22 protein-coding genes, 1 tRNA gene and 1 pseudogene are annotated in these 22,015 nt (G+C 63.2%); 16 read left to right on the top strand and 8 right to left on the bottom strand.

The features are described 5' to 3' along the window. Positions 1-219 precede the first annotated feature (219 nt). On the top strand, positions 220-936 hold the full coding sequence (locus GNZ21_RS11680) for a hypothetical protein (RefSeq protein ID WP_157324555.1): 717 nt from the start codon (positions 220-222) through the stop codon (positions 934-936). Between the two features lie 41 nt (positions 937-977). After that, positions 978-2,633 (top strand): M23 family metallopeptidase, encoded by a 1,656-nt coding sequence (locus GNZ21_RS11685; RefSeq protein ID WP_229659569.1) that lies wholly within the window; start codon positions 978-980, stop codon positions 2,631-2,633. A 21-nt stretch (positions 2,634-2,654) separates the two neighbouring features. Here GNZ21_RS11685 and GNZ21_RS11690 read toward each other — a convergent pair whose 3' ends face one another. Both GNZ21_RS11690 and GNZ21_RS11695 read right to left on the bottom strand, forming a co-directional pair. Next, a complete protein-coding gene (locus tag GNZ21_RS11690) occupies positions 2,655-4,484 on the bottom strand; it encodes a cytochrome c oxidase assembly protein (RefSeq protein WP_188503756.1) in 1,830 nt (609 codons plus the stop codon). Positions 4,485-4,720: 236 nt separating this feature from the next. Then, positions 4,721-5,440, bottom strand: a complete 720-nt coding sequence (locus GNZ21_RS11695; protein WP_157324559.1) for a copper resistance CopC family protein — start codon at positions 5,438-5,440, stop codon at positions 4,721-4,723. 898 nt (positions 5,441-6,338) lie between these two features. Here GNZ21_RS11695 and GNZ21_RS11700 point away from each other — a divergent pair. The 14 genes and pseudogenes from GNZ21_RS11700 to GNZ21_RS16345 all read left to right on the top strand — a co-directional run. Continuing rightward, positions 6,339-6,605 (top strand): DUF6112 family protein, encoded by a 267-nt coding sequence (locus GNZ21_RS11700; protein ID WP_157324561.1) that lies wholly within the window; start codon positions 6,339-6,341, stop codon positions 6,603-6,605. 115 nt (positions 6,606-6,720) lie between these two features. Beyond that, positions 6,721-7,080, top strand: coding sequence for a DUF6112 family protein (locus GNZ21_RS11705; RefSeq protein WP_229659568.1), 360 nt, complete (start codon positions 6,721-6,723; stop codon positions 7,078-7,080). Between the two features lie 46 nt (positions 7,081-7,126). After that, positions 7,127-8,671 carry a type IV secretion system protein gene (locus GNZ21_RS11710; protein ID WP_229659567.1) on the top strand — a complete coding sequence of 515 codons (1,545 nt, stop codon included), beginning with the start codon at positions 7,127-7,129 and terminating at the stop codon, positions 8,669-8,671. 6 nt (positions 8,672-8,677) lie between these two features. After that, the gene (locus GNZ21_RS11715; protein ID WP_157324563.1) at positions 8,678-10,147 is read left to right on the top strand and encodes an SCO6880 family protein; all 1,470 of its coding nucleotides are present in this window, start codon (positions 8,678-8,680) and stop codon (positions 10,145-10,147) included. Between the two features lie 128 nt (positions 10,148-10,275). Further along, positions 10,276-10,869, top strand: a complete 594-nt coding sequence (locus tag GNZ21_RS11720) for a hypothetical protein (RefSeq protein WP_157324565.1) — start codon at positions 10,276-10,278, stop codon at positions 10,867-10,869. 68 nt (positions 10,870-10,937) lie between these two features. Further along, positions 10,938-11,870, top strand: a complete 933-nt coding sequence (locus GNZ21_RS11725; RefSeq protein WP_157324567.1) for a hypothetical protein — start codon at positions 10,938-10,940, stop codon at positions 11,868-11,870. After that, the gene (locus GNZ21_RS11730) at positions 11,867-13,354 is read left to right on the top strand and encodes an ATP-binding protein (protein WP_157324569.1); all 1,488 of its coding nucleotides are present in this window, start codon (positions 11,867-11,869) and stop codon (positions 13,352-13,354) included. Before GNZ21_RS11725 ends, GNZ21_RS11730 begins: the two co-directional genes overlap by 4 nt. Positions 13,355-13,370: 16 nt before the next feature. After that, complete coding sequence (locus GNZ21_RS11735) at positions 13,371-13,832, top strand: hypothetical protein (protein ID WP_157324570.1); 462 nt, start codon at positions 13,371-13,373, stop codon at positions 13,830-13,832. Between the two features lie 55 nt (positions 13,833-13,887). Continuing rightward, complete coding sequence (locus GNZ21_RS11740; protein WP_229659566.1) at positions 13,888-14,463, top strand: hypothetical protein; 576 nt, start codon at positions 13,888-13,890, stop codon at positions 14,461-14,463. Beyond that, the gene (locus GNZ21_RS11745; RefSeq protein WP_229659565.1) at positions 14,460-16,253 is read left to right on the top strand and encodes a TraM recognition domain-containing protein; all 1,794 of its coding nucleotides are present in this window, start codon (positions 14,460-14,462) and stop codon (positions 16,251-16,253) included. Before GNZ21_RS11740 ends, GNZ21_RS11745 begins: the two co-directional genes overlap by 4 nt. Positions 16,254-16,349: 96 nt before the next feature. Continuing rightward, positions 16,350-16,793, top strand: coding sequence for a single-stranded DNA-binding protein (locus tag GNZ21_RS11750; protein WP_157324572.1), 444 nt, complete (start codon positions 16,350-16,352; stop codon positions 16,791-16,793). A 21-nt stretch (positions 16,794-16,814) separates the two neighbouring features. Further along, positions 16,815-17,393 carry a hypothetical protein gene (locus GNZ21_RS11755; protein ID WP_157324574.1) on the top strand — a complete coding sequence of 193 codons (579 nt, stop codon included), beginning with the start codon at positions 16,815-16,817 and terminating at the stop codon, positions 17,391-17,393. 12 nt (positions 17,394-17,405) lie between these two features. Then, positions 17,406-17,603 (top strand): hypothetical protein, encoded by a 198-nt coding sequence (locus GNZ21_RS11760; protein ID WP_157324577.1) that lies wholly within the window; start codon positions 17,406-17,408, stop codon positions 17,601-17,603. Positions 17,604-17,764: 161 nt separating this feature from the next. Beyond that, positions 17,765-18,640: pseudogene (locus GNZ21_RS16345) on the top strand (recombinase family protein); the annotation flags it as partial. Here GNZ21_RS16345 and GNZ21_RS11770 read toward each other — a convergent pair. The 6 genes from GNZ21_RS11770 to GNZ21_RS11795 all read right to left on the bottom strand — a co-directional run bounded on the left by GNZ21_RS11770 (position 18,575) and on the right by GNZ21_RS11795 (position 21,939). After that, a complete protein-coding gene (locus GNZ21_RS11770) occupies positions 18,575-19,021 on the bottom strand; it encodes a hypothetical protein (protein ID WP_157324579.1) in 447 nt (148 codons plus the stop codon). The pseudogene GNZ21_RS16345 and the gene GNZ21_RS11770 sit on opposite strands and share 66 nt — an antisense overlap. A 442-nt stretch (positions 19,022-19,463) precedes the next feature. Next, positions 19,464-19,536 (bottom strand) — tRNA-Ala (locus GNZ21_RS11775). A 52-nt stretch (positions 19,537-19,588) separates the two neighbouring features. Next, the gene (gene rsfS / locus GNZ21_RS11780) at positions 19,589-19,969 is read right to left on the bottom strand and encodes a ribosome silencing factor (RefSeq protein ID WP_157324581.1); all 381 of its coding nucleotides are present in this window, start codon (positions 19,967-19,969) and stop codon (positions 19,589-19,591) included. Positions 19,970-19,974: 5 nt separating this feature from the next. Next, a complete protein-coding gene (locus GNZ21_RS11785) occupies positions 19,975-21,096 on the bottom strand; it encodes a hypothetical protein (RefSeq protein WP_157324583.1) in 1,122 nt (373 codons plus the stop codon). After that, positions 21,093-21,761, bottom strand: a complete 669-nt coding sequence (gene nadD / locus GNZ21_RS11790) for a nicotinate-nucleotide adenylyltransferase (RefSeq protein ID WP_268234863.1) — start codon at positions 21,759-21,761, stop codon at positions 21,093-21,095. The genes GNZ21_RS11785 and nadD overlap by 4 nt, the downstream gene beginning before the upstream one ends. 1 nt (position 21,762) lies before the next feature. Further along, positions 21,763-21,939: a hypothetical protein gene (locus GNZ21_RS11795; RefSeq protein WP_157324585.1), complete on the bottom strand. Its 177-nt coding sequence runs from the start codon at positions 21,937-21,939 to the stop codon at positions 21,763-21,765. Positions 21,940-22,015: the final 76 nt, after the last annotated feature.

Raw genomic sequence — 22,015 nt, forward strand, 5'->3', positions numbered from 1 at the left:
GTGAGCGGTGTCGATGACCAGTGGTGGGGCAGCAGAACGAGCCATACCTCATTCTACAACCCACCCGCTTAACTATTTACGAGACACACCACTAGCGACGATGACGCCGTTCCGGTGCGTGGGCATCTGCGCGCCCTCTAACCCCACCCACCCTCTGTCGCCTACCCATCCAGTGGCGGCGTTGAACACCTTCCGGGGTGGGGTGTGCACCTGTCGGGTATGAAGCTCCCTGAGTTCTCCACCGTGTTCTCCCGGCCCAAACTGCTGGCCGCACTCACCGCCGGTGTGGCCCTGCTTCTACTAGTCGCAGTGGGTATTTACGGGCTGGCCACCGGACCACGCCAGCCAGAGCCGCCCGCGCCGACGACTGCACAGACCCCAAACCCCACACCGACTGCACCTGACGAACCCACTGAACAGCCGGAGGCTGATGGTGTTGTTCGCCAGCCAGTGGTCCCACCGGTAGAAGGCTCCGCTGATCCTGAGACGTTCGCCCGCAACGTCGCTACCGCCTTGTTTGAGTGGGATACCGCCTCGGGGTTTATGCCCCTGGACTACACCTCCGCGCTGCTGGATGTTGGTGACCCCACCGGGGCCGAACAGGCCGGCCTGGCCTCTGATGTGGCCGCCTACCTGCCTACTCGTGAGGCATGGACTCAACTGCGCCAACACTCCACCCGCCAACACCTCAGCATTGATGAGGTCTATGTCCCCGAGGCGTGGGAAGAGGCTCAGTCCCAGGCTCAGCCCGGGCAGATCACCGAAGGCACGGTGGCCTACACGATCACCGGCACCCGCCACCGGGACGGCACCTGGAACGACGAACCGGTCACCAGTGAGCACGAGGTCTCCTTCACGGTGTTCATCGTCTGCGCCCCGGCCTATGAGACCTGCCACCTGCTGCGGCTCTCCGAACTCGACAACCCCCTCACCTAACCGCCCCTGACCCGTCTGGCTTGAAGGGAGGTGCCTGGCCGGTGTTGAAGAAAGCAGCCATCATCCTGGTCCTACTGGCCATGCTCGGCCCCTCGGTCGCCCTGGTCTCCGTTGGGGCGTTGATGAGCCCCGGTGCTGGGGCCTCCTGCACTGTGCCCGGAGCCAGCCCGCACCTCACTGTCGAGGAGGTCCCCGACGAGCTGGAGGTCACCACCGCCAAAGGGGAGACCTTCACCCTGAACCAGGATCAGCTCACCCACGCGGCGACGATCATCGAAACCGGCAGCGGCATCGAGGGGGTCAGCCGGGATGGGCTGGTGATCGCCCTGATGGCCGCACTGACAGAATCCACCCTCCGTCAGCTCTCCAACGAAGCCGCCTACCCGGACTCTGCCGATTATCCCAATGACGGCGACGGTTCCGATCACGATTCCCTGGGGTTGTTTCAGATGCGCCCGTCCACCGGGTGGGGCTCCGTCGAAGACCTCATGGAGCCGGTCTACCAAGCCCAAGCGTTCTTCGGCGGACCAGACGGACCCAACAGTGGATCACCCCGGGGCCTGCTCGACATCCCCGGCTGGCAGGAGATGGACAAGGGCGAGGCCGCCCAAGCCGTGGAGGTCTCAGCCTACCCGGACCGGTATCAGAACTATGAACCCGTCGCAGAGACCATCCTGGACACACTCACCACCAGCAACGGATCAGCCAGCCCAGCCTCGGTGCCGGAGTCCGGCAGGGTGGTCTTCCCCTTACCGGAAGACTCCGCGGTCCAGACCAGCGACTACGGGCCACGGGTCCACCCGGTGACCGGGGAAGACAGCTTCCACGCCGGCACCGACTGGGCAGCACCGGATGGCACCCCGATCTATGCCATCGCCGACGGGCAAGTTGCTTCGGCTGACTACAACGAGGCTCGCGGCGGGGTGATCGTCATCGACCACACCATCAGCGGTGAAGCGGTCTCCTCGGTGTATATCCATATGTGGGAGACCGGCATCCACGTCCAACCAGGAGACACGGTTTCTGCCGGGGACCACATTGGGGATGTAGGCAACTCGGGGCAGTCCACCGGCCCGCACCTGCACCTAGAAATCTGGCCCGGCGGCCGAGACACCGGAGAACACACCGACCCCGAACCCTGGCTAGCCACCCACGACGCCCACCCCGCCCCCGTGGGTACAGGCAGCGGCACCCAATCAGCCGCTGCAGAGGGCGAAGACTGCCCCACCGAACCTGATCAGAGCACCGAGGCTGACGCACCTGATCCTGAGCCGGGTGATGGTGATGGGTCGCAGATGGTCGATGACCCCACCACCGGTGGGCAGATCACCGCCCGGATGCTGCACCTCTACCAGCAGACCAGCGACGCCTTCCCGGAGACTTCCTGGGCCTGTTGGGACGAACGTCCCGGCCAGGACTCCGAGCACCCGCTGGGGCGGGCCTGCGATGTCACCTTCGGCAATCCCATCGGAAGCTTCCCCACCGAGGCCCAGCGCCAGGCCGGGTGGGAGGTGACCAACTGGGTCAAAGACCACGCCGACACCCTCGGGGTCGAATACCCGATCTTCGACGGCAAAATCTGGGTCGCCTCACGGGCCGATGAAGGCTGGCGGGACTACGACGGCGGCGGCATGCACGACCCCACCGACCCCACAGGTGGCCACTACGACCACCTCCACATCACCGTCACTGACTGATTAGGGACGACACATCTGCGATCAGGCTTGTTCATTCTCTGATCTTTCGAGCTGGGCACGCACCCCTATTCGATGCAGTACTTCTCGTACGGTGAAGTATGCCAACAGAGCAACAGGAAGCACCCATAATGTTTTTCCGCCGACCTGTTGATCTGCTAGGGCCGAAATTTGGAGTTCTTGGGCTAGGACCCCAAACCATTCGGGCTCTAAAACCTGAGAGGAGGCCGAAAGTACCGTCGCAAGTACAGCGAATAGCGCTAACAGCAGCACCAGTGCAAACAACCGGCTGGGTGTTCCACGTGCGTGACGCGCGTAGGCCCCGGTGATGCCGTAGGAGAAAATCAGGCCCACAGTAAGAAAGTGAGCAATCATCAGCCCGTTACCTAGAAGATACTCGAGTGAAAATCTGAAGGCCGGAGTGAAGGAGAACAGCACGCTAGAAACGCCTAAGTATATACCGGATACTAGCGGGTGCGCCAAGAATGAGAACACGCGGGACGTAAAAATCTGGCTCAGCCACTCCTTCGGACCTCGGGTACCGTCCTCTCGCCCTCTAGCCGTCCGCCTAGCTAGGGTGATTGGATCGGCGAACACGAGCAGCACAGGGATGAGGAAAGTTATCACCATAAGCTGCAGTATGTGGGCCGAGAACAAAACCTTTCCATACACTGCCGGCGCGCCAGAAGTCGCCCATACCAGTAGCACGACTCCCAGTACCCACGAAGCGCTTCTACTGAGAGGCCACTTCTCACCAGCGCCCTCCAGTCTCCACATACTTCGGAGATACCAAATAGCCATCGTGATAGCGACAGCGGTCCACAGCCAGTCCGGCCTCCAAAGGATCGCCCAAAGGGTAAGCTCCGGGTCAGGCGGCATCTCATAACCGGTAAGAATAAGAGCAGGCGTGGCGTCTAAGTACTCTTGCTCATTACTAGGCGGCGCGGTTCGCGCAAGCACAGTACTAACGCCAATGATGGCACCCATCAGGAGAGCCTCGACCCATATGAGTCGCCACAGCCTGGTCACAGGTCCGTGCTTAGAGTCATCATCGGCTCCCCGTATCTGCGGAATCACCCACTGTCGAAGAACGAAGCCGATACCAGCAAGAAGTACGGTCGCACCAGTTTTCACAAGGAGCATGACGCCGTACTCAGACGTCAGCAGTTCGCTAACGTTTCTTATCCTCAACATGCCGTTTATTACCCCTGAAGCGACGGTGAGAGCGAGCCCGACGCTCGCGACTCTCGAATAGCGGCCTACCACTAGATCGAGTTCACGACAGGTCTCACTTCTTCTGCTTCTGGGTGGTTTCTGTACCCATTGCGCCAGCCCAAGGAGTAGTAGAACAAAGAGGCCACCCACCCACAGGGTTAGTCCCAAAATATGAAGAACTAAAGAGGTGACCGCTTCCGTGTGGTTCTCAGCAGAGGCGGAGTGCCCGACGAGTGCAATAGGGATGATCGCGCTAAGTCCGAGCAGTACAAGTAGGAGCACTCCCTTTCTTGAGCGAAAACCAAAGAGGCCCGTAGTAAAAGTTGCTGAAATTGCCACTACTGCAATCCAGGCCTGACCTGTCTCTACCGACTGGACATAATTGAAGAAGCCGCGGGAGAACTCACGTGAGGCTGAAAGTGGCTCGCCTGCGATAAGTGAGTAGCTGTAGACCAGGACCGCAAGTGCCGCTCCCGTCCAGACGAGGCCTGCAATCCCACTAATGAGCAATGCACTCTTCATAAGTGGGGAAAGCTCGTCTTCCTCACGTACTTGCTGTGAAAATGAGCCTGTCGCGAGTTTCCCCCTCATAGGGAGGATTGCTGCAGCGAATAGCGCAGCACTGACAGCGGTCGCCATCGCTGAGTAGTGCACAAATCGCGCGATAGAAAGTCCCCATCGAGTTGCTGCCCCAGGATCGGAGAGTTGTGTGGATTCACCAACTCCGGTGGATACTCCGGCAGTGACAAGAGCGAGCAAGCCCGCAAGTGGGACTGCGCTAACTATCCAAGGCCGCGCGAAGTTTCTTAGTTTCGAGTGTTTAGAGTGGTTGCTAGCGTCAGACATATCCCTCGACCGTCCTATCTGTCAGTGGATCACGGTCTGGGCTCTTCACGAATGGAATCATCCGCTTTTTTACTTCTTGCCCGGCGACGCTCCAGCACAGTCACAACACCGGCAGCGATCACCGCGGCGATCACTGCAAAGACCGGCCACACCGACGTCGAATCAGGCTCGTCGGATGTAGTTCGGTCCTCGTCGCTCGGGACCTCCTGCCTCGGAGCTTGATCAGTAGGTTCCGGTTCTTCATCAGTAGTGGCACCGCTATCTTGCTCGTCCTCCTGCGCGTCTTCTACAGGGTTCTCTGGATTCGCACGCATCTCGAAGTCGAACGATTCTTCTTCAACATGGCCATCCGAATAGGCGACCCGATAGACGACTTCGTAAGAGCCATCGGGCAACCCGTCACCTAGCTCAGCAGTAGCGGTCGGACCGTCGACCTCAACATTGCCGGCCCAGTTCTCCCCGTCGGAGTCCACTACCTGGATCACGTTGTTAATAGATTCACTGGCAATTAAGCCGGAGCCAGAGAATTCCAGCTCCACTGCGTCGAGAGGCTCACTCACAACCTGGTCCGGCTCTGGGGTCGAGGAGAGCAGCACATCATGGGCCACCGCTGGCGCAATAGAGGAAAGTTGCGCCACCACGGAGGCGGAGAGGAATGCTCCGATTCCTAGCAGCCCGCGTTTCAGCGGTCCGTATGTTGAGGAAGTGGGATTGTGGTCTGAGACTACGGTATCTGAGGTTGATTTCACGGGGTGGTTCCTTGCGCGATGTAGGACGGCGTTAGAGTTCAAGGGAGGCTAGAGCGCGTAGTTCAGCGCGTTAGCGATCGGGGTCGCACGATGCGGTGACGGGCATGTCCTACTAAGACATCGCCAGGTGTCACCGAGGTAACGAGCAGGGGGGCTTCGGCGGGCCTCGTAATGGATTAGGGTTATCGCCAGGTCGCGACTCAAATGGAACCCACGCAGAAGTTACCGCCGGGACATGACTCGGATAACATCGCGTCGTGTTGACTTCTGGAAACGGGCTGAGGAAAGCCAGCCTAAGTATCTGCTGGAGAACGCGGGCTACCTGGTCCCCCTTTCGCACCGCAACGTAAGTGACTGACAACGCAATGATGTGAGTGAACAGAGCGCTGGGTTCCGTATGCAGCAGAAACTGATGGTGATGGTCCCCGACTGTTGCCCTCGTGTCTCCAAAGAGCAGATGAAGCGTTGATTGACCGAGTAGCACCGCCCCAACCAAGCGAAGTCGACTGCAGGGAACACCAGAGAGGGCTACGCAAACCGGACTTGTAATCGCAAGAGCCAACAAAATGGTAGTGACAGGCGGCACGTGTCCCGTGACTGCGTAATGAGCTATAGCGGTGGAAGCTACAGCAACAAGGCCAAGAACTATGCCTCGGATCGCCCGCCATGGCCCGTGAAGTTCGGAATCATGCCGAGTCTCCCTTCGGCCCATGCGACTACCTCCACGGCATCAGTTCGGGCAGTAGCCCAATAAGTTCTACGGCTTGTAGAAGTCTACTACCTGTGCACACCGACCCATGAGGCCGCGATCGGCGTGAGGTCCAGTAGAGCACCTAGTAGCTATGGAAAAGGCAAAAACTTCCAGGCGGCGTAAACCGCCCGGCGGCGGAAGCCCGTCATGAGCGTCTTTCCCGATTTTGAGGGCCTTTCCGGGATCGCTGAGCTGCGCGAGGTGGTCGGGGCTCTGCTGACCTTCGTCCTAGTGATCGCAGTGTTGATGCTCATCGTCTCCGCGATCATCTGGGGTGTTGCCTCGTCGAACGGCAACCAGGCTTCCGCCGTCAAAGGCAGGACCGGGGTGCTGGTCTGCCTCGGGGCAGCGATCCTCGCTGGTGGGGCGATGACCTGGATGAACTGGCTGATCGACCTCGGCGAACAACTCTAACCAGCCCCACCTTTACGGCCGCGCCTTGCTTCCGATCGGGTTCTCTTCAATAGCGGGGATGGGGTGTGCACCTGTTTCACGACCCACTCGTTTCTCATCTGAAGGAGCAGTTGTCGTGGACACTCTCATCACCCTCTCCGAGGCCATCCACACCGCCACACTCACCACCCCCACCCTGGTGGCCGACCCTGCGGTAGTGGTGGCTCAGATCGACATCAACCCGAACGAATCCGGGCTGCCGGGGATCAGCCAGCTGCGCACCATCGTCGGGGCGGTCATGACCATCGGCCTGGTGCTCTCCGTGTTGGCGCTGATTATCTCGGCGATCGTGTGGGGCTTCGGAGCCAACAGCTCCAACCCGCATCTGGCAGGCCGAGGCAAGATCGGCGTGCTGGTCTCCTGCGGGGCCGCGATCATCTGCGGAGCCTCCGTGACGCTGATCAACTTCTTCTGGAACGTCGGCCAACAGGTCTAACCCCCACCGTCTCCAACCCCCTTTGTTTGTGAAGGAGTGATGTGCGGTGGGCCTGTGCGATGTTCCCGTCATCTCCAATGTCTGCGATACCGCAGGCGAAGCAGCCGCCAGCCTCATCTCAGCCCCGTTCGACTGGCTGGCCCAGGCCATGGGTGCTGCCGCCGGCTGGCTGTTCGAGGCCGTATGGGCGGTGTTCGATACCACCACCTTGGTCGATGTCACCAGTGACGAGTACCTCGGTGTCTACAACATCGTCTTCGGCATCGCAGTCTTCGTGATGCTGCTGTTCTTCTGCCTGCAACTGATCACCGGCCTGATCCGCCGCGACCCCGGCGCACTCACCCGAGCCGCCCTCGGGCTGGCGAAATCCGTACTGGGCTCCTTCATCGCGGTCATACTGACCGCCCTGCTGCTGGAAGTCGTAGATCAGCTGAGTTTGGGGATCATCCAAGCCGCCGGGGAAACCACCGAATCCATGGGCGACAAGATCGCCGCCCTGGCCGCAGGGCTGACCGCGATCAATATTGCCGCTCCGGGTGTGGGGGCGATCATCACCATCTTCATGGCCGGATTGGCGATTTCGGCTGCGGCGATCGTCTGGCTCTCTCTGCTGGTCCGCAAAGCCCTGATCCTCGTCGCTGTCGTCCTTGCGCCGTTGGCGTTTGCTGGGGCCTCCTGGGATGCCAGCAAAGGCTGGATCGGCAAATGGGCGATGTTCGTCATCGCCCTCGCGGTCTCCAAGCTGGTGCTCACCGTGATGTTTCTGGTGGCGATCACCCAAGTCTCGGCACCGATCGAGGCGGATTTGGCGTCGGTCAGTGATCCGCTGGCTGGGGTGGTGCTGATGTTGATGGCTGCCTTCGCCCCGTATATGACCTACCGGTTCCTCTCCTTCGTCGGAGCCGACATGTACCACTCCATCGGGGCTGAACAGGAAGCCAAACAGTCGCTGAACCGGCCGGTACCCACCCCGAACAAGCCCCAGGGTGAGGGGCCGAAGAAAGTCCTCGACGGCAACAGTGACCCCTCCAGCAGTGGTGGTCCGAGTGGGCAGAAACCCACCGGAGGAAAACCCAGCGGCGGTCCGCCGCCCAGCGGTCCAGGTGGTCCAGGTGGACCTGGTGCCACCGCCGGATCAGGCACCACCGCAGCCGGCGGCGGAACTGCTGGTGCAGGCGGTGGCACTGCTGGTGCGCGGACTGGGGCTGGGGGTCCAGCTGCTGCGGCGGTGATCGGAGCCAAAGTTGCCAAAGACTCCGCGACCGCTGGACCCAAAGCAGGCCAAGCCCTCGGCAACCAGGCAGAGACCGCCGCAGATGCCGCCGAGCAGAACACAGGCGGCCAGCAACCAGGACAGCCGGGCGGACCTTCCCCAGCAGGTCAACAGCCCTTATCACCTGGCGGCAACCCCTCTGCGCAGGGACCTCAGAGCGACCGACCTGGGGCACCGGGCCAGCCCGAGCCCCGGACGCCACGCCAACCCGCTGATCCTCCACCACCGCGTGCCCCAGCTCCACGAGCGTCGCAGGCTGATCCGCCGCAGCCGCAGGACCCCACCGCCGATGTGCACACCAAGGGAAGGAAGGAGTGAGACGCCATGCCCACAGAAACTTCCAACAGCAGTTCGTCGGTGGAGTTGGTGCCGGTGAAGTTCTCCCGGCTGACCCGCCGCGGCATCCTGCTCGGCCTCTCCCTGACCCAGCTGATCACCCTCGGCATCGGTGGACTGTCCCTGGTGGGTGCCCTCTACGCCGGCGGCGGCATCCTGCTGGCCTACACCGCACCCATCTGGGTCCTCGCCGCTGCACTGACCTGGATACCGGTTGCCGGACGCCCGGTGGTGGAGTGGCTGCCGGTCTGCTTCTGGTGGGTCTGGCGAACCACCGGCGGACAGTTGCTCTACCGACGCCGCATCACCACGCCCCGGCCCGAAGGCACCCTCGCTCTGCCGGGGGATATGGCCCGGCTGCGGGAATACACCGACCCCGAGACCGGGGCTGGAATGATCCACGACCCCACCGCCAACACCCTGACCGTAGTCACCGAGGTCTCCCACCCAGCCTTCGTGCTGCTGGACCCTGCTGAGCAGCAACGCCGGGTCACCGCCTGGGGCCGAGTGTTGGCCACGGTCTGCCGCTCCGGCCGGGTCGCCACCCTCCAAGTCTTAGAACGCACCCTGCCCGACTCCGGTACCGGGTTAGCCGAGTGGTGGGCCAAACACGGCACTGACGATGGGTCCTGGGCCGCTGAGACCTACGCCGAACTGATTGACCGTGCTGGTCCGGCCGGGGAACGCCACGCCACCACCATCAGCCTCTCCCTGGACATGAAGGCCGCCGCCCGGCAAATACGCACCGCCGGAGGCGGCATCCGAGGGGCAGCAGGTGTCCTCCGCCAAGAAATGAACACCCTGACCACCGCGCTGCGCACCGCCGACCTCACCCCATCCGGGTGGCTGACCCCCGGTGAGATCGCGGTGATCCTCCGCTCGGCCTACGACCCCGCCATCGCACCGGTCCTCCAACGCCACGGCGAACTGGGCCAGAGCCTAGCCACCGCCGGACCAGTGGCAGTCAACGAGACCTGGTCCCGGCTACGCACCGACTCAGCCCACCACGCAGTGCTCTGGGTATCGGAGTGGCCCCGGTCTATGGTCCACCCCGGATTCCTCTCACCGGTGCTGCTTTCCACCGGCATCCAGCGTTCTTTCTCGTTGTTGTGTACGCCGATGCGCTCCGACCAAGCAGCACGCGACATCCGCAAGAAGAAAGTCGAGCACATCAGCGACCAAGCCCAACGGGCCAAAATCGGCCAGATCGAAGACGCCGCCCACACCGCAGAGTTCGACGACGTCCTCCAACAAGAAGCCGACCTCACCGCAGGCCACGGCGTCCTCCGCTACACCGGACTGCTGTCCATCACTGCATCGACCGTGGAAGAACTCGACGCCAACATCGCAGCCATCGAACAAGCAGCCATCCAAGCCTCCTGCGAAACCCGCCAACTCGTGGGCCAACAAGCAGCCGCCTTCACCGCCGCCGCCCTGCCACTGTGCAGGAGGATCTAGTGAGGGCAGCATCCCCCTGGCACCAATGCGTGACAGGTCCGTTCCGAGTGGCAGGACGATAGGATTGATCATGCTTTCCACGGCATCTGAACAGTGCATCTGCTATCGAGGGCGGGACGGGAGCGGCCATGCGTATTGAGCCTGCTGAAGGCTCTGTAGCTGACTGGATTCTTCATGCCGATCTGCACTGGTGGAATCTTGTGACCCTGGGTCCGCCGGGGTATCCGGCTTATGGTCGCTTGAGATTCATCCCAGATCCCACTTACCCGTATCAGCCGGAGAGTTCAGTCTCTCTGCCTGCTGATCACCTCAATGAGGACCATCAGCTCGCCCTGGCCCTACGGACACTGGCTGGTCATACTGACACCCCGGTTCAGTGCTACCTGCTCGTCTGGGACGGCTGGGGCGACGACGCATGGACCAGGAAGCATGCTGAGTCCCTGACGAAAGTGTCGCTCCCTACCGGTGAGCGTGAGTACCACCTGGGCCGGGCACCCCTGACCGAGCTGATCACAGAACTCTCACCAGAACATGTAAAAGAGGCTACTCCTCTGCCCGGATTTGTATGGCCTGCTGACCGATCCTGGTGCCTGACCTCAGATGTCGATCCTCACTGGGCCGGCATTGCCGCCAGCGACCGGGCGCTACAGGCCCTGGTAGAGACGCCAGATCTTGACGTCGTTTGGACGCACCCGGAGGCCGAACACCTGTTCTACGTCTAATCGTCCTCCTTCACGGAGTGGAGGGCGCACCTGGTCAACGACCCAGCCGTTGATCAAGGAGACCCGAGATGGCCACGTTCTACGACCCCCATGCCGATGCGGAGGAAGCTTCCCAGGCTCTGCGCGGTTTGGCGCATGCCACCCGCAGTTTCGAAGACCCGTCGGTGACGTATACGGCGATTGGGGAACTGCTCAGCGGAGTCCGTTCCCTCCGTCAGGTCCTTGACCAGCTCTCCGAAGCCCACTTGCACCACCGGGGCCTGGCTCACGACGATGAGGGCAACCACCTCAACGGGGCACACGCCGCGCTGGCCGCTGCTGATGAGCTCCACCACGCCGGCACCCTGCTCGATCAAGTCCACGACCGGCTGGATACGGCGTCCCAGCATTCGGGGCGCATCGCCTGGCACCCCCAAACAGAACATGCCCCCGTCGCCCAGGAGATGGCCCGGCGGTGGGTCAATGTGGTCTTCCTTGACCGGGGTCAGGCCGATGGGGTGCTGGACCGCATTGATGAGGACGGAGCCCAAGCCGGGATCAGCCACCTTGCCCAGTGGGATACCGGCCAAGAAACCACGGATGCGGCGATGGAGAACGGCTATGTCTACGACCAGCCCCCGGCTGCTGATGGGGACAAGCTGATCACCGAGGGTGACTACACCATCTCCTATAACCAGCAGATGGGCCACGTCGCCCTCTACCGAACCATCCCCGCCCCTGAAGACCCCCTGCCCGCCGAACCCTCCCTACGCCGCAACGGGCTCTCCTACGCCCAGGCGGGCGGGCGCAGCCTCGCCGAACCGGGAGGCTCACCGGTGATGGGTGGGGCGGCAGAAGCCGCCTACGCCAGCAGCGCAGGAACACGTCGAGCCACCAGTCAGGACACTGGTGGGCGGCTTGGGGCTACAACGAAACAATGGGAGGCCCAGGCTCAGCGGGACTGGTACGCCAGCCAGAACCGCCCCACCAGCACCAGCACCCCTCGGGGGCTGTCTCGATGAGCCCGGACCCCGACCAGGAGAGACTGCATACCTCAGTGCTGGTCGCCCCAGCTGCTGAGCGTCGTCGCCTACGCAAACAGCGCCGGGAAGCTGCAGCCCGGCTCCGCGCCCAGCAGCGCCAGGCCGAGAAAAACGCCCTCCGGCAGAAAGCTGAGGCCGAGCGCGCTGAACGCAGGGCACGGCAGTACCTGCCCGCCGCCGGTGAACCCGGACCCGCGGCACTACGGAATCCGGACCGGTTTCGGTTGCCGCGTCATCAGGACACCAGCGCCAGCCTGGGCGGGGCATACCCCTTCCTCGCCGAAGGAGGCTTGGGGGCTGATGGGATGTTCATCGGCCAGGACCTCTACTCGGGGGCCAGCTTCGTCTATGACCCCTGGGTGCTCTACCAACGCGGGATCATCACCGCCCCCAACATCGTGCTCGCCGGGATCGTCGGCTCCGGCAAATCTAGCCTCGCCAAATCCCTCTACACCCGAAGCCTGCCCTTCGGGCGCAGGGTCTACGTCCCCGGCGACCCGAAAGGGGAACACACCCCTGTGGCTGAAGCAGTGGGCGGCAGGGCCATCGCCCTGGGGGCAGGATTGGCCAACCGGCTCAACCCCCTGGATGAAGGCCACCGTCCCAGCGGCCTGTCAGACGCAGAGTGGGCGACCACGGTGGCCTCGCGTCGTCGTAGCCTGCTCGGCGCGTTGGCAGAGACCGTGCTGGCTCGGGGGCTGACTCCGTTGGAGCACACCGCCATCGACCTGGCCCTGACCCAGACCGTGGCAGAGAACTCCGTGCCGATCCTGCCCATGGTCGTAGACCGCATCCTCGACCCCTCCGATGACCCCACCGGCCGCCTCGCCGAAGACGGCAGACTGGTCGGACACGCCATGCGACGCCTGGTCGCCGGTGACCTCGGAGGTCTCTTCGACGGACCCTCCACCGTCGAGTTCGACCCCTCCCTGCCGATGATCAGCCTCGACCTCTCCCGAGTCACCGAAAACAGCACGCTGATCTCGGTGTTGATGACCTGTGCCTCAGCGTGGATGGAATCAGCCCTACTAGACCCCAACGGAGGCCAACGCTGGGTGGTCTACGACGAGGCCTGGCGACTGATGTCCCACCCGGCACTGTTGCGGCGTATGGATGCCCACTGGCGACTGGCCCGCCACTACGGCATCGCCAACCTGCTGGTCTTCCATAAGCTCACTGACCTGGACAACGTCGGCGACGCCGGCTCCGCCATGCGCTCCCTAGCGAACAGTCTGCTGGCGAATGCGGAGACCCGAATCGTCTACCGGCAAGAATCCGACCAACTCGGCACCACCGCCCAGACCCTGGGGCTGACCGGCACCGAACAGAAACTGCTCCCCACCCTCGGGGTCGGACAGGGGCTCTGGCGGATCAAGGATCGCTCCTTCGTCGTCCAACACCAGCTCCACCCCGACGAACTCGCCGCCTTCGACACCACACGCCGCATGACCGGCGGTGCATAGCTGAAAGCGACCCGTCATGGTCGATGAACACCGTCAGCGGCTCACCCGGAACATGGACATCCTCACCCACGGGTTGGAACAGCTAGCCCAGGACTATGCCCGACACATCACCATGGCGGAGGAAGACCCCGAGACCTTCGGAGCCGGCCACTACGTCCTCTACCCCCACGGGCGCACGGACCGGCGGTTCGCGATCGAGGAACGCTACATCGACACCGACTGGTCAGACCCCGACCGACTACCAGCCTCCTGGACCTGGAAAGCCCAAACCCGGCAACGCCATTCAGACGGGTCTCACCCTTGGGTGACCACACACCAGGGTGTCGTACCGTCGAACTCCGTGCACCAGCTCCTGGGCTATGCACAGAAGTGGGCCGCCACAGTGCGGGCCACGAAGCTGCGTGAAGGGTTCTTCACCCACACCGCCCCGCCACAGCCTGGCCGGCACCTGCGCGTGGAAGGCCCCGAGCTGCCCTGAACTCGGGTGACATCTGACGCGGCGGCACTTGGATCGCACGGTGCACCTGGTGGGCATGAGCCACGACAACACCAGACACCCCTCCCGCCGAGCGAAGAAGACTAAGCCCTCAGAACAGGAGCTTGATGTTCCGGCGGTGCTGCCTCATGTGGTCATCACTGTCACTGACCCGACTGGGACTCTGGCGGTCACCGTGGATGGCGAGGACTTCCCCGCACCCGAAGACGGGGCATGGTCTCGTGCCCGGTTCGGTGAGGTGCTGGATGCGGTCACTGAGGACCGGACTCGGACGGTGCGGATCGAGGTCCACGAAACCGACGGGTCCACTTTTACTGACATTATCCGCGCCCGCCCCCGCACCCAGGCCGAGTCGGCCCCCGAGCAGGAACCGTCAGAGTCGGCACGGTCTAAGCCAAGCGGGAAGCAGGCTGCGGTCACGGTCTCGGGTGAAGGGTTCCTGCCCGGTGAGGACGTGGCGATCGCTGCGGTGATCACCGACACCACCGCCAATGAGGACGGGGAGGTCGAGGCCCGTCTGCCCCGGCGGCAGAAGGCCACTCTGCGTGCCGGTGCTGAGGTGCTGGTCTTTGGTCGGTCCTCGGGGACCACGCTGGTGAGGCGGCTGCCATGACCCGGGGTATCACTCCGGGGTCTCGGCAAGCCGGGGGGATGGGTGATGAGGTCACCAACGCCCTGATCATCCTGCTCATGGTCATCGCGGGCGTTGCGGTGATCCTGCGTGCCGCTGGCACTGTCGCCGCTTGGGTCACCGGCGCATCACTGCCGGAGGCTGGTCCGGCTGCCGGGCTCGGGGTTCTGTTCAGCCCTGGTGAGCCTGCCACCGCGCTAGCAGCGGAGGGGTTGCATCCGGTGGCCTACTGGATGACCAGTGGGGTGATGCTCGCCGGGCTGGCCGGGGCCTGTGCCTTGGTGTGGGTGCGGGTGCGCCGCTGGGGCCAACAGAAACAAGCCGATCCGCATCGACTGGCAGGCACCGCCACCAGTGCCGACATCGCCAAAGTCGCCACCTCCAAAGCCCTGTTACGCCGGGCTGAGACGCTGCGGCCTTCTCTGGTGAAGCCGCGGGCCGAGGATGTGGGCTACCTGCTGGGGACCTCTGCGGGCAAGCAGGTGTGGGCCTCGGTGGAGGACTCGATCCTGCTGATCGGCCCACCCCGATCCGGTAAGGGCCTGCATGTGGTCATCAACGCGATCCTGGATGCACCCGGGGCAGTAGTGACGACATCTACACGGCCGGATAACCTCACCGCTACGTTGCGGGCGAGGGAGAAGATCGGCCCGGTGGCCGTCTTCGACCCCCAACACTTAGCCGAAGGAATCCCCGCAGGGATGCGCTGGTCGCCCATCCGGGGGTGTGAGGACCCGCTGACGGCGATGATCCGAGCTACCGGCCTGGCTTCAGCGACTGGCATGTCTGCCGGCGGGGTCGAGTCCGGCGGGTTCTGGGAAGGCAAAACCCGCACCGCCCTCCAATCGCTGCTCCATGCGGCTGCGTTGGATCATCGGTCACCGGCTGAGTTGTTCCGCTGGACTCTGGACCCCTCAGCTGCCGCCGAGGCGGTGACCATTCTGGCCAGCACCCCGCGGGCGGCGACCGGATGGGATGACTCACTGGCCTCGATACTGGAAGCTGACCCGAAGACCCGGGATTCCATCTGGCAGGGCGTCTCCCTCGCTTTGTCGGCTCTGGCTGATCCTCGGGTGTTGGATGCGGTCTCACCCAGGGCTGGGGAGGACTTCGACCCAGAGCAGTTCATCCAGGACCGAGGCAGCCTGTTCCTGCTGGCCACCGGCGCAGGCGCCGGGGCCTCAGCCTCTCTGGTCGCCGCGTTCGTCGAAGACCTGGTTGAGACCGCCCGGCGTATGGCCGCCCGGTCACCCGGCGCGCGGCTCGACCCGCCGATGTTGTTGGCGCTGGATGAGATCGGCAACCTCGCACCCCTACCGTCGCTGCCGACGTTGATGGCCGAAGGTGGGGGCACCGGGATCACGACCCTGCCGGTGCTTCAGTCGTTGGCGCAGGCGCGGGAGAAATGGTCTGAGAACCAGGCCGGGGCGATCTGGGATGCCGCGATCGTCAAGATCATTCTCGGTGGGGCCTCGAACTCCCGGGACCTCCAAGACCTCTCCACCCTCATTGGGGAACGTGACGAGTACACCGATTCGACCACCGTCGGGGATCACGGCACACGCTCGAACCAGCGATCTGTTCGTCGGGTCTCGGTGCTGCCACCAGATCGGATTAGGACTCTGCCCTTCGGCACGGGGGTCACGCTGCTGCGGACTGCACCGCCGATCATCACTGACCTGCGCCGCTGGACCGAACGACCCGAGGCCGCTGAGTTGAAGGCCGACCGGGAGCAGATCGAAGCCATGCTTCAACGCCACTCGGGCACCTAATCCGTCGAGGGCTGTGTCTCGGGTGTGGGGGTGCACCTGTCTGGCAGAGGCCACCTACACAACAGCGGTGGCCGTGACAGATAAAGGAGCAGGCTCATGGCTATCCGCACGCAGGAATCTCTCTCCGGGTTCATCGCCACCGACCCGAAACTGACCTACACCGAGAAAGGCGAAGCCCGGTTCTACGCCCGCTTCGGCCAGGAGAAGTTTCTCCGCCAGGAGGATGGGGCGTTTATGAAGGTTGAACCCGATTTCGGCAACCTCGTCCTCTATCGGGCCACCGCCGAACGGGCCTATGAGCGCTTCTCTAAGGGTGACAACTTCGTGGCCGAGGGTTACAGCCACGACTACAGCTATGAGCGCAACGGGGAACAGATCAACGGCGAAGAGTTCGTGGCCAAGAAAATCGGCCATGACACCGCCCGGACCCGCTACGAGGTAGACCGCTCACCCCGCCGCAGTGTTGAACGCGACGCCGCAGGGTTCGAGCCACCCCAGCGGCAGCCCCAGCAGGCCGACTCGCCCAGCATCAGCCTCTAAGTCCAGCGGGAAGTGACCATCATGAGTGAACAGACACCACACGGACCGGCACCGGAACCCGAAGACTACGAGGACCCGGACCTGGACCCTGCCTATGAGCCGGATATGGCTGCCGATGTTCCGCAGCCACCGCACCCGATCAACTGGAATCTGCTCTCCGCCGATGACCTGGAGGCCGAATGGCTGGAACTGAACAAATGGGTCCACTGGCTACGGCGGACCTACGGATTACCGGCCAGTGTGATCCCGCCGTTCTGGCACCACCACCCGGAACTGGTGTGGGAGCTCTCCGCCCTGCACCTGCACTGGCTGGGAGCTTATGACCCCGAACAGAACGCCTCAGCGCCGATTGGGTGGCACCGGGACTTCGCAGACGCCAGAGCCCGGCTGCGCGAGTGGGTCGCAGCCTCGGGCACCCGGCTAGATAGGGACCGGCCCACCCGGCAGACCTCCTGGCCCGGAGAAGACCCCGCCCCACCGGTAGAAGACCTCACCATCGAAGACCGCGAAAACGAGTTCGTAGACTTCGTACGTGCCGAGGTCAGACAGCGCCAACGAGCCGAAGACGAGTTCTTCCGCCGCCTCGACGAGCAGGGCTGAGGCGTGATTCTCATGCCACGCTCCTACACGCGTAAGACCGCACGGGCCGAGGCTGACCGGGCCTTCGACCTGCGCTATGAACACCGCGACCAGCCCGACGCGGAGAAGATCGCCGAGGTACTGATCCGGCTGGCCCTGCGCACCAGCCATGAAGAACCAGCCGGCCAAGCCGGTCAGCGGCTACGTGAACTGCTCACCAGCTCCAGGTAGAATCAAGCGCACCAACACCCGTGCACACCCCGGCGTTGGTGGCACCAAACCCTAAGCCCCGCTCTGATGGGGTGTTCTGCTCTCTATCTTTCTGACGTGACCGCCATCCGGCGCCCTGACCCCTAGCCCCGTGCTAGGGAGCCCCCAAAGGCGGTCACCTCATGTCACCTCTGAACCTGCCCGATGGTATCGACCTGGTCCAGCTGCGCGCACTGGCCACCACCACACCCACGAAGAACCGGAACCGAACCGGTTCCGAGTTCCCCGACGGTACGGCACCAGCAATCGCCTACCTTCGGGTCTCCACCAAAGACCAGGCCACCCGCAATGGTCTGGAAGAAGGTCTCTCCATCCCCGCCCAGCGCGAGGCTGCTCAACGCAAAGCCGATCAACTCGGGGCATCCATCGTCGCTGAGTTCATCGAACCCGGTGAGTCAGCCAAGACTGCTCGCCGTAAGGCGCTGCAGAACATGCTCGACTACATCGCTACCCACCCGGTGCGGTACTGCATCATCAACAAAGTCGATCGGCTGGCCCGCAACAGGCTCGATGACGCGATCATTCACGCCACCCTACGAGGCTCCAACATCACTCTGGTCTCGGTTACCGAGAACATTGACGAGTCCCCCTCGGGGATGCTCATGCACGGCATCCTGGCCTCGATGGCCGAGTTCTACTCCCTGAACCTGGCCCAAGAGGTCACCAAAGGCATGATCCAGAAAGCCAGCATGGGAGGCACCCCCACCAAAGCCCCCATCGGCTACCTGAATGTGCGCACCGTCGATGCCAAAGGCCGAGAAGTCCGCGAAATCCAGACTGACCCTGACCGTGCTGAACTGATCCGGTTCGCCTTCACCGCCTACGCCAGCGGGGACTGGTCCCTTTCCTCCCTGGCCAAAGAACTCCAAGCTCGCGGGCTGAGCACTCGGCCCACCCCGCAATACCCAGCGAAGCCGCTGAACACCACGGGGCTACACAGTGTGCTCACCAACCCCTACTACAAGGGCATCGTCACCTTCCAAGGCATCACCTACCAGGGCAGTCACACTGCGCTGGTCGATGAGCAGACCTGGAACCGGGTCCAGGCCACTCTGAACGCGAAGAACCAAGTCGGTGACAGAGCACAGAAACACGACCACTACCTGAAAGGAACGGTCTACTGCTCCTGCGGGGCCAAGCTGATGCTTGAACGTCCCACCGGACGCAACGGCGACCAATACGAATACTTCACCTGCGCCGGACGACGCCGCAAAACCACCCGGTGCACCCGGTCTGCGATCCTCACCCAACGAGTCGAGCAGCAGATCGAGCGCGACTACACCCGCCACAGCCTCACCCCGGAACAGGCCCGACGGGTCAAAGACGTACTGCACGAGGTCTTCGACCAGCTCGAAGCCTCCAGCCAAGACGAACGCCACCTACTCACCAGCCAACGAGACAAGCTAGAAGCAGAGCGGCTGAAACTCATCCAGGCCCACTACGCCGATGCGATCCCCCTGGACCTGCTCAAAACAGAGCAAGAGCGGATACGCACCAACCTCGAAGCGATCAACAACCGACTCGATGCGCTATCTACGACCTACAGCGACGCCAGGAAAGGCCTAGACCAGATCACTGAACTACTCACCGACCTAGCCGACCTCTACAACAAAGCAGAACCAGCAGAACGCCGGATGCTCAACCGAGCACTGTTCACCAAGATCATCATCAACGAAGACGAAACCACCACCACAGTGCCAGCAGAACCAGCAGCCACAGTCCTCACACACGCCACCAGCAGTGGGACCACGACTGACCCGGGGCCAGACGCAAACATGCCCCGCACACAGGCGGGGCATGTTTCGAACTTCTCAAGTTACGTGGAGCATATCGGACTCGAACCGATGACCCCTTGCATGCCATGCAAGTGCGCTACCAGCTGCGCCAATGCCCCATATTGTGTTGCGCTGCCGAACCCGGAATCCCGCGTTGGCAACCCCTATACTTTACACCGTTGAGGGGCCCTCCGGCAAATCCATATCGATCTTGGGGACATCCGCGTAGAGACGGTCCAGACCGTAGACGGCGCGCTCCTGCTCATGCTGGACATGGATCACCATATGCCCGTAGTCCAGCAGCACCCAGGTGCCTGAGTCCTTGCCTTCGCGGCGGGCGGGAGCTGAGTTGTGCTGCTCCTTGAGCTGGTGCTCGATCTCCTCGCAGATCGCCCCGATCTGCCGTTCGGAGGGCGCGGAGCAGACCAGAAAGGCATCGGTGATGCCCAGCCGTTCCCCCACGTCGTAACTCACAATATTGGTGGCCAGCTTATCGGCGGCAGCAGCTGCTGCGGTCCGCAGCTCAGCAATCACAGGTTCAGGTACGGTCATCAAAATCAGAGCACCATAAAGTAGACAACAGCAGCAATGGCGGCCACCAGCAACAGCGCCAGGATCACCACGAGCCACACCAGCACATTCTGGCGGTCCGCCTGCCGGGCGGTGGCATCGATCATTTTGTTCAGGTCCAGGCCATGGGCCCCTTGGGCGTGCACCGGCTCGATCTGTCCGGTGGCATACTGCATCTCTTCAGGGTCCTGGTCCAGCGAGTCACGTACCATCCGCTCGGTGAGCACCTGGGACTCGGGGCGCTCACGCAGCTTGCGGCGGCGCTCTTTCTCCTTCTCCGCATGCTCCCGGCGCATCCGCTCCTGATTGGCCTGCATCGCCTTGGCAGCCAGTGCCTGCTGCTTCTTCAGCAGATCGGGGTCCACCCGGTTGGGGTCGTCGTTCTTGGCGACTTCGGCGTTGGTGGCGTCCAGCTCAGCCAGCAGCTCGGGGCTCAGCGGCGGGATGGACTGGGTCTCCCGCAGCAGCCTGCGCGCCCGGCGCGATCCCGGCAGATCATCCGGGTCCTCCGCCTCGGCATCAGCGATCTCCTCCTCAGGACGGGCAGGCTCCTCCGCCGGGCGGGGCGGCTCGGGCAGTCTCACTGCCGGAGCCTCGGCCGGGATCTCCGGGCGATCCTCCGCCACAGCCACATCCTGAGGCTCAGGCTCCTCGGCAGACTCGCTGGACTGGGACTCATCTGCGGGCTCCGAGTCCTCAACCTCGGCGTCGTCCTCTGCTGTGGCGTCGTCCTCGGCTGGTTCCCCGGGATCCGCCTCGGTCTCACCCGCAGGCTCTGCCTCCGGCTCGCCCAGCTCCTCCAGCTCGTCCGGCTCAGGCTGCTCAGGCTGCTCAGGCTGCTCAGGACGAACATCACCCTCAGCGGCCTCGGTGTCTGCCAGGGCGCGGCCGGCTATCTCAGCAGCGTGGTCAGCGGATGCTTCCTGCTCCGGGGTGGTATCAGCAGAGTCCTGCCCCGCCTGGACGGCCCCGGCCTCAGCCTCAGGCTCACGCTGGCCCACCAGTTCAGCCTCGCGGCGGCGGCGCAGCTCTTTGCGCGAGACAGGCAGATACCGGGCACGGAGATCATCTCCGCCACCCCTGTTCTGCTCAGTGGTGTCTGCGCTCATGAGGAAGCCTCCTGGTGGTTCTGCTCCATGGTATGCGAATCGGCCTGATAGAGCTGGTGTTTGGTGATGTACTGGACCACTCCGTCGGGCACCAGGTACCAGACCGGTTTGCCCGCCTTGCCCCGGGCACGCAGATCCGTGGAGCTGATGGCCATCGCGGGGATCTCCATCAGACTGATGTTCTCCGTCAGGCCGAAGTCCTCACTGCGGTATCCCGGCCGGGTGACTGACACGAAGTGAGCCAGCTCCCAGAGTTCCTCCACGTTCTTCCAGGACATGATCTGAGCCATGGCATCTGCCCCGGTGATGAAGAACAGATCCGCCTGCGGGTACATCGCGCGGAAGTCCCGCAGTGTGTCGATGGTGTAGGTGATCCCGCCACGGTCGATATCCACCCGGGAGACCGAGAACCGCGGGTTGGAGGCGGTGGCGATCACCGTGAGCAGGTACCGGTGCTCAGCGGGGCTGACCTCCCGCCCTTCCTTCTGCCAGGGCTGACCCGTGGGCACAAAGACCACTTCATCCAGGCTGAACTCCGCAGCCACCTCAGAGGCGGCCACCAAGTGTCCGTGGTGAATGGGGTCAAAGGTCCCGCCCATAATGCCGATGCGGCGCCTGCGGCCGTCCGCCCCGGCTGAGGCGAGGGTGCTGAAGGGAGGAGTCAAGTCAGTGGTGGCTCTGCGGGTCGGCAGGGAGTTCCTTGCCCTTGGAAGCGAACCCCAGGGTGATCAGCAGGCTCAGCATCAGCAATGCGAACATAACGGCGCCGTAGACCCAGGCTGGGAACGGCAGCTCCGTGGGGGTGGGACCCGCGGCGAGCAGTGCCAGAACAGGCAGGTTCATACCTCTCCCTCAGGACGAAGTGACAGTTTCTCCCGGCAAGTCTACTAGTAAACGTGACTTCAGGTGCGAAGGCGCC

Origin of the sequence: Nesterenkonia alkaliphila (assembly GCF_009758175.1) — a bacterium.
GTDB lineage: Bacteria > Actinomycetota > Actinomycetes > Actinomycetales > Micrococcaceae > Nesterenkonia > Nesterenkonia alkaliphila.

Coding starts and splice junctions, on each gene's coding strand:
- GNZ21_RS11700 (WP_157324561.1), top strand. CDS start 6,339: ATGAGCGTCTTTCCCGATTTTGAGGGCCTTTCCGGGATCGCTGAGCTG.
- rsfS (WP_157324581.1), bottom strand. CDS start 19,969: ATGACCGTACCTGAACCTGTGATTGCTGAGCTGCGGACCGCAGCAGCT.
- GNZ21_RS11795 (WP_157324585.1), bottom strand. CDS start 21,939: ATGAACCTGCCTGTTCTGGCACTGCTCGCCGCGGGTCCCACCCCCACG.
- GNZ21_RS11720 (WP_157324565.1), top strand. CDS start 10,276: ATGCGTATTGAGCCTGCTGAAGGCTCTGTAGCTGACTGGATTCTTCAT.
- GNZ21_RS11735 (WP_157324570.1), top strand. CDS start 13,371: ATGGTCGATGAACACCGTCAGCGGCTCACCCGGAACATGGACATCCTC.
- GNZ21_RS11745 (WP_229659565.1), top strand. CDS start 14,460: ATGACCCGGGGTATCACTCCGGGGTCTCGGCAAGCCGGGGGGATGGGT.
- GNZ21_RS11690 (WP_188503756.1), bottom strand. CDS start 4,484: ATGGCGACCGCTGTCAGTGCTGCGCTATTCGCTGCAGCAATCCTCCCT.
- GNZ21_RS11725 (WP_157324567.1), top strand. CDS start 10,938: ATGGCCACGTTCTACGACCCCCATGCCGATGCGGAGGAAGCTTCCCAG.
- GNZ21_RS11730 (WP_157324569.1), top strand. CDS start 11,867: ATGAGCCCGGACCCCGACCAGGAGAGACTGCATACCTCAGTGCTGGTC.
- GNZ21_RS11715 (WP_157324563.1), top strand. CDS start 8,678: ATGCCCACAGAAACTTCCAACAGCAGTTCGTCGGTGGAGTTGGTGCCG.
- GNZ21_RS11750 (WP_157324572.1), top strand. CDS start 16,350: ATGGCTATCCGCACGCAGGAATCTCTCTCCGGGTTCATCGCCACCGAC.
- GNZ21_RS11740 (WP_229659566.1), top strand. CDS start 13,888: ATGAGCCACGACAACACCAGACACCCCTCCCGCCGAGCGAAGAAGACT.
- GNZ21_RS11760 (WP_157324577.1), top strand. CDS start 17,406: ATGCCACGCTCCTACACGCGTAAGACCGCACGGGCCGAGGCTGACCGG.
- GNZ21_RS11785 (WP_157324583.1), bottom strand. CDS start 21,096: ATGAGCGCAGACACCACTGAGCAGAACAGGGGTGGCGGAGATGATCTC.
- GNZ21_RS11680 (WP_157324555.1), top strand. CDS start 220: ATGAAGCTCCCTGAGTTCTCCACCGTGTTCTCCCGGCCCAAACTGCTG.
- GNZ21_RS11755 (WP_157324574.1), top strand. CDS start 16,815: ATGAGTGAACAGACACCACACGGACCGGCACCGGAACCCGAAGACTAC.